The following is a 13,223-nucleotide window of genomic DNA, read 5'->3' on the forward strand; positions in this document are numbered from 1 at the left end:
CTCAGTGGCTCACAATACCTTTTAAAATTTAACTTTATCTTTCCCTAGTACGCTGGGAGGGCGCAGCGGGCGCCAATGTTGTTGTACGTGCCCGTGGGCGTGTCGCTCCAAACCGATGCCCAACGGCCCGAATTCGAGCCGTCGTACCAAGCGCCACCAACAAGCAGGCCACGAGCCGGAACCCCATTGCCGTTATTTGTGTATAACCAAATACGATCTCCATGTAATGGGTTAACCAGGGTATTGATGGCGACAGCATTGCCGTTATCATTGCCGACTAAGGGCAATCCCAGCGGCAATGACATATTGCTTGCCGAATAGCTTTCAGAGTCAAATGTCCAATCGTTAACGGGGTCCACACCTCCTGGTCCTTGAACCCCGTCAAATTGAAAGTTCAACATATCTCTATTACCTGAATCCAATGTTGAAGTTCCACCCACACAAATATCTGTGGCCGCATTGCAAGTGTCTAACTGATCACTGGTCCACTCCCAAACATTTCCCACTAGATCTTGAATACCGAACCTGGAAACACATTCACGCGTAAGATCCGCCCCTAAAACAACAGACTTTATTGTATCTGTAGCATCTCCAGCTAAATCCGTTTGTGGAAACTCTGAACTTCCATTCATTGTAACTCCACCATGATTAGAACTATTACATCCTGGGCTAGAAGCTAAATTAGAACCCACATCTTGAGATGCAATGGCAGAGTCTGACTGCTCTCCCGGCTCGCCTGACAATCTAGGCCTGGCGCTTGCGGCAATAAACTCCCGGTGCCTTAGTAGACGTTTTTTACCATAATCACCATCTTCAAGAGCCTGACAAACATCATGGGATTTGATTTGATCTATTCGAACCAGAGGTGGATTTTTTCCGCTGCCGTCACTTGGATTGTTAGTCACTGCTAAAGCTTGATTGGTATCACTCAGGCTGGAACTATTTAACTCCACCCAACTGGACCCATCGTGAATTCGGCAGTGACCGTTTGTGGTGTCGTAATACACATTTCCAGCCACACCTATGCTTCCTGCTGGAGTTCCCACCCCATAACAGTCTCCTGGTGTGGCGCTGGCCCCACACATCCCGCCATTGGCGTTAGAGGTCCACTTACACCCCAACTCCCAACGGTCCACAAATAAGTTATATCCAAAATCATAAAAGCTTGCACTCAGACCTAAGGGTGCTGTATCCACACTACTTCCCTTATCATAAGGAACTGCGCCCAGGCCCGTATAAGCACATCGCTGTTTGTTGAGGGGGTCGGAAGTTTTACCCATTAACTGACACATCTCAAAGTTGGCAGAGTCTCTATGGACGAGGGCCATATTACTGGGCGGAACAGGTACCGTCACTCTATACGCACTATTTGAGGTCGGCAACTCGTAAGTAGTTCCACCTGATTTTAAAGTCACCACATAGTCATACTTCTGAGGACTTGAAGCTACATTGGTGTCGGTACAAGTTTTTGGGCCTACGCCTGTAGCTGTACATACTTGACAAGAGCTTGTCATCACATTCGTACAGGTTGGCAATGAAGACATATCTAACACCCCTCCTTGCCCTACTCTGACAAGCACATACTCTGTGCTAACTGTAGCCCCAGTAAAAGCCAACCAGGTTACAGAGACCTGTTTGGCTGTGGGTTGCCCTGTAGGAGCCCCTGGAGCGTCACCAAAAGCTTTCACAAGCATAACACCATTATACTGGCTATCATAGCTTGAAGGCAGTGCTAGAGCTTCTGTAGATAAATTTTCATCTTCTTGACCTAAGTTACTAACAGCTTTCACAGTAAAGCTATAGTTAGCTCCATCAGTTAACCCTGTTAAACTAGCTGTTGTGGAGGCTGACGAAACTGTTTTCAAGAGGGTCGTAGAGGCTCCAACTGTCCCATAAATTTTGAGAGATTGAATGTCGGTGCTACCTGCAGGGAAAGCCACATCCACCTGGCCAAAACCCTTCAGAGTCGCACTTGTAATACCCGCATAAGTCAATCCTGATAAAATTTTAAAATTACCATCCGTTTCGTTGGAATTGTCCACGGCTCTTACTACATAGTTGTGTAAGGTGCCAGCCGTTAAACCAGAATGTATGTAACTCAAAATAGATGTGGGTACAGTCGCTAACGTTGTCAAACTTCCATCGGCTTGCATTTCATAAACGCGATAACCAATTACGTCTGACCCCGTAGCGGCAGACCAAGAGATTTGTATACGGGTGTCATCTAAGTTAGAAACCGAACTCACTCCCGTGAAACCAAAATCAGATGCTGGATCAGTTGGGCTAGAGGGATTAGAACTGCTACCTGATGTGACCTCACTTTCCTTCCCTAAACAGGAACCCAAAAGTAAAACAATGCCACACAAGCAAATTAAGCGTGTAATATAGAATCTTTTTTTCGTTAATTTAAATCTCAAGCAATGACCCCTAACCTCAAAGCTACCATTTCTGGCATAACTCTAGATATAGTTTCGGCATTTCCCTCTATATCTTTAGAAATTTCGAAGGGTTAACAGCATTTTTTTGATTTTTAACGAATTCTTTACGAAAGCCCATATGGCTGAACTCAAATCTCTTTGGGTGGCCCCTGCTAACGTCCCATTCGGTAACAGTGTATTCTCAAATTGATACGTTTTCAGATCAATCACTTGACTCCTCCGCCTACAACCTATTAAAAATAGAAAAAATCAAATAATATTATATATATATCACTTTAAATATATTTATAACATTTTTTAGTTATAATGATTTGTAAATTGTTATATATTTGATATTATTATTGATAGTTATGGTTTTAAAAGAAAATATAGCTTTACTAAGGATTCTTATTCTTTCTGAAATACCTCCAGAAGTTTTGCCTTTCGGAGGAGACCTACCTTTATGGCTCAGGAAGGTTGCAAAGTACCATAAAATCAAATCAAACAAGACAGCTATCGGGCTCATTGAACCCAAAACTCCCCTTGAATTTGATGTCCTTCGAAAAATATACAGCCAGGTGGAAAAAAAAGAACCAATACAATGGCTTATAAGCGCCGACAAAATCAATCCAAGATATCGAGCCTTATTCGTAAAGAACAATATTCCCTTCATCTTTAAAGATCAATCTATCTTTGCTCCGCTTTTAGGGCTAAAAATCAATCGTAAACAACTGGGGGAAACTGCTTATACAAATGCAGAGATCGTATCCAAATCTATCTCCGCTTTGGAGCTAAAGCTTTTGGCAGGAGTTCTTAGTAATCAATTGATCCTCGCAGACTTCAACCTTGACGATCTTCTAGCCATTCTGACAAAACGAAATATCACCATATCTAAAATGACTTTGTCCCGCGCAATTAACAAACTCATCAAAAGAGAGTTGGTAATTACAGAGGGGTCTGGTCCCAATCGGCAACTCAACTTTAAACCCCATACAGACATCTGGCACTCAATTAGAAACACCCCTATAAAAACGGGGACTAAGTTGGTCGAGGTTAAATGGCCCATTCTTAAAAAAAGAAATATCCTTTCTGGTGAGTCAGCATTACAATTCTATTCAGATCTTGCTGAGCCAGAAAAAAAAACTTTTGCTGTAACACAAAAAGACTACGAGATTTTGAAACAAGATTTTGAAAAAGGTGAGCCCTCAATAAAAACTACCTTTATTGAGGTTCGAAAAATATCTCCCAAATTATTTTCAGTTAAGGGCAATCTAAACCCCATAGAATTATATTTTGAATTGAATCACCATGATGATGAACGAGTTCAATTGTCACTTTCACAAATGCTCAAAAGCTACAATTTGGAGGCGAAGCTAGATGATTAAGGTTCATGGACTTCAACATTTTGCAGATTATTTTAAAGACGTTGAAGATGATTATGTGATTATAGGTGGAGTTGCCGTCGATATCGCTCTTCAAGAAAATGATATCAGCTTCAGAGTAACAAAAGATGTAGACATCGTAATACTAACAAACTCTTCTGACAAACTAAACGATCGCATTCTGGAATACATCAAGAAGGGACAATATCAGTCTAAAGAAACTATTCATGGCAAACAGTATTTCCGCTTTTCAAAACCGATTGACAATAAGTTTCCAAAGATAATTGAACTCTTTGCTCACAATGAACAACAACTTAACCTCGATGATGGACAATATATCATTCCTATCGTTGAAAATAGTGAGGCCGATAAATTGTCGGCAATTCTTCTTGACGATGAGTATTTTGGCTTAATAAAAAATAACTGCATTAAAAGCCATCTCGGTTACTCAATCATAAGTCCACTTGCAACAATCTGCCTGAAAGCCAGAGCCTTTAGAGAGCTCTCCGAGAGAAAGGAAAGGGGTGACAAAAGTGTAGACTCCACCAGTATAAAAAAACACAAGAATGATATCCTAAGATTGACGCAAATTCTCAAAGAGAGTGACAAGTTGTCTCTGGGCTCCCAGTCTTCTCAGGATTTAAAAATGGTTCTCCAGGAAATTGAAGCTTCAACAGATGATCTCTCAATCAAACAGGTTCTCTCCATCCCAGGCATTACAAAACGAGATATCGTTGAAACACTCAAAGCGGCATTTTTTAGTCCAAATTGAATGCCCATCAACAACCAAGGTTAAAGTAGATAACTGCACACATTGTTATTTATCTACATTCAATCTAAAATTTCTATGGGCTTACCACCAGATAAGGCCTGTTTAAAAAAATCGGTGGAGTGGGGTCGGACTTCAAACTGTCCTTTTAGTGGCAATTCACCCTGCTCTTGCAATGTCCATTCAACCCACCCGCTCATGCCTTGGCCAATTGACATTTGAGCTATGGGCCTTTGGCCTCTATCAAAATCTTCTTCTAGTCGGTTTTCAGAATCAATAAAAATAACTAAGTGGCAAGGTCTATCACATGTCCTTTTAGGTGCTACAAAAATTACACCACCTTTTTTATGTAAAAATACAGTTTTCCTCTTCGGATAAGGGTAAGTGCCAATAGAAACGGTTGCATTAGGCTCAACAGCTCTAACCTTTGCTTTTGAATTCTGCGAAGTATCACTCACCTTCTTATTTAAAGATGGGGGTTTGTTCTTTTCACGATTTTTGTCCCACTTGACAGTTAAACCTCCCGAAAAAAGTCCCTTACCCTCAAGTTGAATTTTCTCCCCCTCTTTAAGAATATGAGTTTTTCCTTCAATTTTGACCTTTACACTCCCCTTTATAGCTCTAACCCCAGGGTAGCTATTGGCCCCTTCAGACCAGACCTCCACTGTAGAGTTGTCGCCCTCTAATATCATTTCCTTATCTCGAAACTCCAACACAACTGGCTGACTGGATTTCAATTGCCCCTGAAACTTTCCATGGTCTAAATGAATTCTTGGCTCTCCCATTTTTCCGGTAATAATAATAAGTGACTTTTCCTGAAGGCTTAGAGTAAAACTATCAAATAGTTCAATAACAGTTTTGGAGTTCTCTCCCGTAAAAACTCGATCACTCTGATAAACATTCATATTAGGTGAAATATCCACATAGTGAGACTTTTCGGGATCTCTAAGGCGCACATCGCCTAAAACACTGTCAACATGACCTGCTAAAGGATACAATCCAGACCTATTCATTGATTCCTGGCTAACACCAAAAATGCCATAAGCAGAAATAAATAATAATATGGCTCCGACAATAATAACCACTCGATCTGAGGCCTCCAATTTCAAGAAAACCTCCTAATCAGTCGAAAAATCCCTTAGTATTTTTATCACAATCCGACGATTCTGAGCTTGATGGTGGGGTAAGGCTTTCCCTTCCTTAGACTCGTTCGGCAATATAGGTTGAGTATCCCCCCAGCCTAAAGCCTTTAGACGATTTTTGCTAAAGCCCTTTTCCTCAAAAAGTCTCACAACAGTACAAGCTCTTACGCTCGATAATTCCCAATTGCTGGCAAACATTTTACTTTGAATAGGTACATTGTCTGTGTGCCCTTCAACAAGAACACCAAAGCCTTTAGCTTCAGTCTGAATGACTGGTAAAAGTTCTAGTAAAACACTTTTTGCCTTTGGTAAAAGTTCTGCCGAACCAGAAGCAAAAAAAAGAGAGCCTTTAAATGTGACGTCAATGCCCCTATCCGTTTCTGTTAAAACAACCTGATCCGTTAAGTTAGACTTAGCAATAACATCTTTCAATTTCTCGGATAACTTTTCAAAAGGTATCTGATATTCACCACCAAATATTTTTGTGGTCTCCTTTTTTATTTTTTCAAAGGCTACGGAATCTATTTTTGAAAAAGCTAATAACATGGCAAAGAAACCCACAAGTAAAGTCATCATATCCGCATAGCTTACAAGCCAATTGCTCTCTGACTCTTCGATCTCTACGTGTTTTTTAGCCAACCGAGTATAAGCTAAGTTTTCGTCGGCAAAATATTCAGAGGGCGATTCAAAGTCATCTTCTTGCGAAATATCATAAGCTTCTTCAGACATACTTTAAGCCACCTTATGATTTTTATCAAAACGATCTCGTTCTTTGGGTAATAAATAACTCTTGAGATGCTCCTCTACCACTACAGGGTGCTCTTTTAACCTTAACTGGCGAACACCATCCATAACAATCTGCCTCAACACTTCATCTTCACGATTAAGCTGGCTCAAATGCTCTCCCAATGGAACAAATATAAGGTTTGCCAAAGCAATTCCATAAAATGTTGCTACAAGTGCCACGGCCATAGAAGGGCCTAGTTTTTTAAAGGCATCAGCATTTCCTATACTTTGCAATAAACCAATCATTCCCAGGGTTGTACCCATCAAACCAAAAGCAGGAGGAAACTTCCCAACAACTTTAAACACCCCGGCTTCTTCTTCATAACGTTTAGAGTGAGTCAATGATCTTTTATATAAAATTTCATCAATGACCTTTGGTTTAATTCCTCCCTTGACCATTAGGTCAATAGCATCACGAAGAAAGTGAGTTTTAATCTGATCAAGATTATTTTTTAAATAAAACTCGTCCTCGCGATACCCTCGCGCCAAATCTACAATTTCTTTAATTACAGTTTCATGGGCTTGGGAGTAACGTCCCAGTACCTTTTGAAAAAATACTTTTACCAGATTAAACAGCATAGAGACGGGAAAACATAGTATGGTTGCCGCAAGAGTTCCACCGATTACGATAACAATGGCATGTGTATTTAAAAAGATTTCTTTAGAGTGAGAAGAGTCAAAAATAGCCAGTAAAAACACTGTGAGTACCGACAATACTCCTAATATTCCAGAAAACTTCATAAACTCACTCTCCTCTGACTATAAATAAGCATAAATGCCCCAAAGCCAGTTCAACATTTGAACCTGTCCGGTCCCGACAACACTCGTTCCATAGCTCAATTCGGATCTCAAACCCCACTTTCCCCAAAGGGGATACTCTACCCCAAAGCTAGCCTTTATATATAATCCTGCCGAGGCCGCAGCAGTTTCCTCATCGGTGCGAGGCAACACACTACTTTGGGAAAAACCAATACCAGTGCCCACATAAGGCGACCAACTTTTTTGAATAACATTTACAGTAGAACGAAGCCCCAATTGTGGCTTTAAATTCTGAGGGTGTGGAGTATAAAAATAATACTTGCCATGAAGCCCCGTCATTGAAATTCCGGTAGAAACTGGAGACAAATCCAAACTGCGCACATGTTCCGCCGCCAGAGTCAATCTAGAATCAAATGAATACTCTAAAAAAAAGGAATAACTTATTGGACCTTCTGTCCTGACTAAATTTTCATCAGTATTCACTACAGAGTCTCCCACTCCTGCCATACCACCAGTTCTCAAAGATGAAGCTCTAGCTCCACTTTGAATAGATAAGATAAAAATGAAAAGTATAAGTAAATAACTAGGCCGCATCTGACTGCCCTTCATCAAATGAAAATACTTCAACCCACTGAATCTGCCCATTAGAAATAAGTCGCTTTAATTTACCTTCTAAAGAGTTTAAAAAAGCTTGCTTTTCTAAGTTTGAGGTTGTGTCTTTTCTTTTAATATCATCTTCCACAATTTCCGCCAACCTCGGAGCACATACCTTTATTACTTGGTTTTTAACTTCTGGAACCAATCTCAACAAGGTTATAATTTCAGAAGAGTCTGCAATTGAAATCAAACTTTTTAAAACTGTCTCTGGCCACTCATCAACAAATGCCAACGTCGGGAACTCAGACTTTAAAAATTGGTTTTCTAAAAGCGGACCCACTTCACGAAGTAACACAATTCGCTCATTTATAGGCAATGTTTCTAACAAGGAGATTTGTAAGGGACGTAACGAAACCTCTTGTGAGTCCTCTTTTTTCTCCGAAACTGCTGGCTTAACTTCTCTCTCTAAGTTTTTAACATCCTCTAGCGAGATTTTCTGTAAATTCAAACTATCTAATAAAAGTCTCTTTTTTTCTTCCATATCTTTTGTGCCTAAAAATTGAGAACGAATACGATCTGGTAAATGTAAAGCAAGAAGTGCCTCGCTTTTCGATCCCTTATCTGAGACCAAAGTGGCAAGACGTCCGGGAGGAAGTTGACCCAAAAAGCCAAATGGTGAAGATAATGATCCCACTCCTAGTGTTTTTAAAGATACCAGATCCCAATACACTGATTCTAAAATCACCTTTTTTTCAGCAACAGAAAGAGCCTGCATTTTATTAAAAACTTCTTTCATTCTTTTTTGTTCTTTCACTGGGATATCAACAAAGGGGATAGGAGTGATCTCAGAAGACTGTTGACTGACCCAGCTCATCATAGCATCCATTAAACTTGCCACTTTTTCGTGGCCAGTGGGATCATTTTCAAGCCAAGTAGACACCAATTCCAGTATTCGCTCTTTTAACTCAAAAGTAAGTAGGCCCACCTTTGCAATTAGATCTCTATAAGTTCTCAACTCTGCCATTAAGTTGACATTTATATTTCCCTCAAGCTCTTTAGAGTTTTGTCCAGGACTTTCAGCTAAAGCCTGTTGACTTTTTTGCGATTGGTTTAGCTCCAAAGCCAATTTTCTTTGTGCATTTGCATCTCTTGAAGGAAGTAACTTCAAAAGGAAAATCCCTACCATAAGAGATAATGCTACAAGTAAAAACCCCAATAGATATTGGTAGTCTTTAACATAGTCTTCCCATGTTTTAGGCTTCTCTGGGGGTATCTCAACTTTCTCCTTTGGCAAACTACCAATTCTGGTTACTTTTGCTACAGCACGGCGCCCGAAATCTCTCCTCACTCTTTTCTTTATCCAGCTTTCCATTTTATCAACATACTGTTTGTCTAGTTTCTCACTGAGTCCCAAAGAGACTTCGATTCTTAAAATTTCAAAATTTTCCAACGGAGAATCAGCTAGACTTGGTAAGTCAAATTGTGGTCTTCCACTGCTCAACTCGCCATTCTCCAGCCAGCCCAATGTCATGTCTGATGGAAGCTCAGAGGTTGATTTTTCAACTTTCCTTTTACGAATTTTAACTTGGGCGCTTATACTGTAGGCTTTTTCTTCCAAGGTCGTTGACACAAGCCTTTTCATTCTTTCCGTTACCCACGATTCAATTTGAGTTTGTACCCCAATAACTTCTGGGTCTAAACCTGACGACGATTTTGATTGAGCAAACGAAAACCCAATAATAAAGTTGATAAAAAGGAACATAAAAAAAGCTCTTATCACCTAGGCCTCGCTTTTCGAGCTTTTAACTTGCGTATTTTATCTATCATTTCTATGGCATCTTGTAACTTCGGATCTATATTTAAGGCCTTTTCATACCACTTTAGGCTCTCATCTAGATTTCCCTGTAAGTAATAGATAGACCCTCTCATAGACAGTGCCCTAACAAAACGGTCATCTAACTCTAAGGCCTTGTCTAGTTCTACCTGAGCGCGATCAAACTCTTTAAAACCTGCAAACTTCTGAGCATTAAAAAGATGTTGAACCATTTGACTAGCAATACGTCCCTCATCCTCTTGTGACTGCAATTTAACATCAATACGAGTCTCTAAAGTCGACAATCTAGCTACTGGGACCATGATTGATTCTGTTCGCCACTTACTTTTTTCCACAATCAATTCGTAATACTCACCTGCACCAGGATCAACAACCACTTTTGATTCAATCTCACTAAGGGACAAGTGAAGAGGTGTCGAACCAAGACTGTGCTTCTTGCCCCCACCAGAACCCTTGATAAAAACTTCTGCACCTTCAGGTTCAGTTTTAATAATCATCTTACTGCTGCATGCAGATAATAAAACTAGGAGTATCCCTAATGTATAAGGCCATTTTTTATCTATATTTTTCATCACTGACTTATTCGGAGTTTGGTTGTCTTAAAGTTAGATAATTTCACAAAGATCTGGTTTAACTGGGAAATTCTCAACCAACATCCAGAATAAAAAACTCGACCAAAGCCTTATTTGCCAACTTAGGTAGTACTATTACTATAAACATCAACTGTCATCCAGATGAGTGCCTTTTGGTAAAAAAGATTTCTAACGTAAACTTACATTGGTAAATTAAATGAGTTAAACTTTTAAAATGAAACTTACCCACTTTCCTATAAAAATAAAGCTTTTTGTCTTGTTCTTTTTGATTCCTACACTGTCTCTTATAGCTTACTACTTTTTGGCCACAACATTGTTTCAAAAAGACAAATTGGCATACGTTTTAGAAGCTCAACTCAATGACACTCAAAGTTTAAAGTCAAAAATAAATTATGGAATTGAGAACCTTCACCATACTCTCGAAAATATTTTTTATGGTTACAATCCAAAAACCAAAGATTTGGGCAATCAATCAAAAAGGATATTCAATACACACCCCCATCTCATGGCACTTTATTTATTCGAATTCAAAAATGGCTCCACACTACTAAGCCCAATTCTAATTCGTGAAAATTTTTTGCCCGAAGCGGAGACTCCAAAGTTTGTGGAGAAACTAAAAAATAGTGATCTCAAAAGTCCAATTTTACTTTCTGAATATTCACTTCTGTCTTTACCCACCAGTCTTCCAGTTCAAAATCTCACGTTAAACCAAGATTCACAAATCATTGTTCTTCTAAAAGATCATTTTTTAAATCAATACTTTGAACTACAGGGCTTTTCTTACAACTACCTGATTAACTCAGACGGCCAAGTACTCTTAAGGTCTGATCGATCTCCCTTAATAGTTTCATTTTCAAATTGGAAGTTTTGGACAAATATAAAATTGAATAATATCCAAAATTACAGCGGTGAATCCCAATCTCCAGAAAATAACAATTTTCTACTCACCTTTTCCCTTATAAAACCGTCACTAGCTCTTGTCTCTATGACCCCCCCAAATAAAGTTTTATCCGGAGCAAATCAACTTATAGTTAAGTCTGGCCTCTTTTTGTTGGGTCTAGCAGCAGTAACAATGATTTTAAGCACACTGTTCTCAGCCCCTATATCTTCTTCTATCAAGGCGCTTATTCATGCTACAAGACAAATTGGAAAAGGCGACTATAATTTAACAGAATTTAAAAAAAGTAACGATGAGTTAGGCGAACTCGCAGAAAGTATTTCAACCATGGCTAAAGACATAGCCAATTTTGTTGATGAGCAGCAAGTGAAAATAAGAATGCAGAAAGAGTTAGAAACTGCGCAAATAGTGCAAAACACTCTGTACCCCCAAGAACCTAATTTGAAATCTCCTCAGTTCTTACTCTCTGGTTATTATGAGTCTGCCAGTGAGTGCAGTGGCGACTGGTGGTATTATAAAAATTTTGGACCCATAACTTATTTCTTTATTGGTGATGCTACAGGACATGGCGTCGGGAGTGCTCTTGCAACTAGTGCTGTTCGTTCTGTGGTGGAGTTTCTTGATGAGAATAGTTTACCTCCCCCTTCTCAAGTAATGAAAGATCTCAACCACGTTGTATGCGGGCTGAGCAAGGGTAATATGTACATGACCTTTCTCATTGGTAAGATAAATTCTAATACGGGTGAACTCACTTATTGCAATGCCAGCCACGAACCTCCACTTTTGTTTCCAAACTGGGGACAAAAAATCACGCGCAAAAATGTAAAAGCATTGTTAGGAGAGCCTCAATCTCGATTGGGAGAAAATCGCGAGACCATTTACTGTGATCACCAGGTCAGACTCTCAAAGACCGATCTATTGTTTCTTTACACTGATGGATTAACAGAATTATTAAACTCGCAACAAAAAATGTGGGCAGAGAGGTCTGTGATAAAAGTTATATTAAAAAATACCACTACCAATCCTCAGCAACTTGTCTCAATAATGTCTCGAAACTATAAAAACTATCAAGGTGAGGCTGAGCTAGAAGATGATGTAACATTTATTGCCTGTAGGATTATTTAAGTACAGAAGTTTTTTTTATTATTTACAATAACTAACATTGAAAAATATTTTGGCCAAATCTCAATCTATTCCAGATTGAGAAATATTTCTACTAATATTAAGATCAATTTCAATAACAGAACTCCTAAAGCTAAAGCCCATGTTTTTCTAAAATAAACTCTAAACTCAAACTTTCTTGAAGCTACATTGATTAAAATTTCAAATATTATTCTATTTCTATAATTTTCTTTATTGTTTTCCATGAAACCTCCTGCAACCAATCGCTGTGGAGGTGTTTATGGAAAACCTATCAAAAATATTTTGAATGATTATACTTAGACAATAGGGTCTGGGCGTTCACGCCTAGGTCTATTTTAAAAGATGTCACAGCTTTCTATGAGGGTAAAAACAAATCGCTGAGATCGATATAAAAAAGGCTTACCGTGAAACTGCAAGAAAGTATCACCCAGATATCAACTCAGCAGGTGAGCAACTCATGAAACTCATTAATGATGCTAGGGACTCACTCTTATCTGAGCCCCTGCCCATTGACTATGAATCTTCTGAGGAATCCATATTTAACTACGGTGAGGAATTTAATGAAGCCCTCAATAAAGTTATACATTTTCAAGGAATATCTATAGAGATTTGCGGCGCGTGGGTTTGGATATCCGGAGACACAAAGCCACATTGGCCTAAATTTAAAGAAGCTGGTTTTTTCTATGCTCCCAAAAAACAACAAGTCTACTTTAGACCCAAAAGCTATAAAGCTCGAACTAAGGGGCAAACCTTGTCTATGGATCAAATCCGACAAAAATATGGCTCCAGTGGTATTAAAACGAAGAGGCTATTTACTCTTGCTGAATCAAAAAGTTAAAATACTTGAATTTATGTAAAATAATTTAGTGTTATCAATTAGTTAAAATTTGTCTTGATTATCGA

12 protein-coding genes are annotated in these 13,223 nt (G+C 39.1%); 4 read left to right on the top strand and 8 right to left on the bottom strand.

What is annotated here, in order from left to right; all coding sequences use genetic code 11:
- Positions 1 to 44: 44 nt before the first annotated feature.
- Complete coding sequence (locus H6624_16945; GenBank protein MCB9086034.1) at positions 45 to 2,417, bottom strand: fibronectin type III domain-containing protein; 2,373 nt, start codon at positions 2,415 to 2,417, stop codon at positions 45 to 47.
- 371 nt (positions 2,418 to 2,788) lie between these two features.
- Between H6624_16945 and H6624_16950 the strand changes: the two genes are divergently transcribed.
- Both H6624_16950 and H6624_16955 read left to right on the top strand, forming a co-directional pair.
- Entirely contained in the window at positions 2,789 to 3,802 is a 1,014-nt protein-coding gene (locus tag H6624_16950; protein ID MCB9086035.1) for a hypothetical protein, read from the top strand.
- Positions 3,795 to 4,571 (top strand): hypothetical protein, encoded by a 777-nt coding sequence (locus H6624_16955; protein ID MCB9086036.1) that lies wholly within the window; start codon positions 3,795 to 3,797, stop codon positions 4,569 to 4,571. Before H6624_16950 ends, H6624_16955 begins: the two co-directional genes overlap by 8 nt.
- A gap of 59 nt (positions 4,572 to 4,630) precedes the next feature.
- On the opposite strand, the gene H6624_16960 is transcribed toward H6624_16955, so the two are convergent.
- The 6 genes from H6624_16960 to H6624_16985 all read right to left on the bottom strand — a co-directional run bounded on the left by H6624_16960 (position 4,631) and on the right by H6624_16985 (position 10,258).
- Positions 4,631 to 5,677, bottom strand: coding sequence for a hypothetical protein (locus H6624_16960; GenBank protein MCB9086037.1), 1,047 nt, complete (start codon positions 5,675 to 5,677; stop codon positions 4,631 to 4,633).
- A 9-nt stretch (positions 5,678 to 5,686) separates the two neighbouring features.
- Positions 5,687 to 6,439: an OmpA family protein gene (locus H6624_16965; GenBank protein MCB9086038.1), complete on the bottom strand. Its 753-nt coding sequence runs from the start codon at positions 6,437 to 6,439 to the stop codon at positions 5,687 to 5,689.
- A 3-nt stretch (positions 6,440 to 6,442) separates the two neighbouring features.
- A complete protein-coding gene (locus H6624_16970; GenBank protein MCB9086039.1) occupies positions 6,443 to 7,237 on the bottom strand; it encodes a MotA/TolQ/ExbB proton channel family protein in 795 nt (264 codons plus the stop codon).
- Positions 7,238 to 7,255: 18 nt separating this feature from the next.
- Positions 7,256 to 7,738, bottom strand: a complete 483-nt coding sequence (locus H6624_16975; protein ID MCB9086040.1) for a hypothetical protein — start codon at positions 7,736 to 7,738, stop codon at positions 7,256 to 7,258.
- Between the two features lie 100 nt (positions 7,739 to 7,838).
- Positions 7,839 to 9,632 carry a hypothetical protein gene (locus H6624_16980; protein ID MCB9086041.1) on the bottom strand — a complete coding sequence of 598 codons (1,794 nt, stop codon included), beginning with the start codon at positions 9,630 to 9,632 and terminating at the stop codon, positions 7,839 to 7,841.
- Positions 9,629 to 10,258: a tetratricopeptide repeat protein gene (locus H6624_16985; GenBank protein MCB9086042.1), complete on the bottom strand. Its 630-nt coding sequence runs from the start codon at positions 10,256 to 10,258 to the stop codon at positions 9,629 to 9,631. Before H6624_16985 ends, H6624_16980 begins: the two co-directional genes overlap by 4 nt.
- Before the next feature lie 235 nt (positions 10,259 to 10,493).
- Here H6624_16985 and H6624_16990 point away from each other — a divergent pair, with 235 nt between their 5' ends.
- Positions 10,494 to 12,302 carry a SpoIIE family protein phosphatase gene (locus tag H6624_16990; GenBank protein MCB9086043.1) on the top strand — a complete coding sequence of 603 codons (1,809 nt, stop codon included), beginning with the start codon at positions 10,494 to 10,496 and terminating at the stop codon, positions 12,300 to 12,302.
- 65 nt (positions 12,303 to 12,367) lie between these two features.
- Here H6624_16990 and H6624_16995 read toward each other — a convergent pair whose 3' ends face one another.
- The gene (locus tag H6624_16995; GenBank protein MCB9086044.1) at positions 12,368 to 12,544 is read right to left on the bottom strand and encodes a hypothetical protein; all 177 of its coding nucleotides are present in this window, start codon (positions 12,542 to 12,544) and stop codon (positions 12,368 to 12,370) included.
- A 149-nt stretch (positions 12,545 to 12,693) separates the two neighbouring features.
- Here H6624_16995 and H6624_17000 point away from each other — a divergent pair, with 149 nt between their 5' ends.
- Positions 12,694 to 13,158 (top strand): DnaJ domain-containing protein, encoded by a 465-nt coding sequence (locus H6624_17000; GenBank protein ID MCB9086045.1) that lies wholly within the window; start codon positions 12,694 to 12,696, stop codon positions 13,156 to 13,158.
- The last annotated feature ends 65 nt before the right edge of the window (positions 13,159 to 13,223 follow it).

The sequence above is a fragment of the Pseudobdellovibrionaceae bacterium genome (genome assembly GCA_020635075.1).
In the GTDB taxonomy this organism is placed as follows: Bacteria; Bdellovibrionota; Bdellovibrionia; order Bdellovibrionales; family UBA1609; genus JADZEO01.

Bases quoted from the DNA above. Each gene is read 5' to 3' on its own strand.
- H6624_16985 (MCB9086042.1), bottom strand. From the start codon at position 10,258: ATGAAAAATATAGATAAAAAATGGCCTTATACATTAGGGATACTCCTA.
- H6624_16955 (MCB9086036.1), top strand. From the start codon at position 3,795: ATGATTAAGGTTCATGGACTTCAACATTTTGCAGATTATTTTAAAGAC.
- H6624_16965 (MCB9086038.1), bottom strand. From the start codon at position 6,439: ATGTCTGAAGAAGCTTATGATATTTCGCAAGAAGATGACTTTGAATCG.
- H6624_16970 (MCB9086039.1), bottom strand. From the start codon at position 7,237: ATGAAGTTTTCTGGAATATTAGGAGTATTGTCGGTACTCACAGTGTTT.
- H6624_16950 (MCB9086035.1), top strand. From the start codon at position 2,789: ATGGTTTTAAAAGAAAATATAGCTTTACTAAGGATTCTTATTCTTTCT.
- H6624_16990 (MCB9086043.1), top strand. From the start codon at position 10,494: ATGAAACTTACCCACTTTCCTATAAAAATAAAGCTTTTTGTCTTGTTC.
- H6624_16995 (MCB9086044.1), bottom strand. From the start codon at position 12,544: ATGGAAAACAATAAAGAAAATTATAGAAATAGAATAATATTTGAAATT.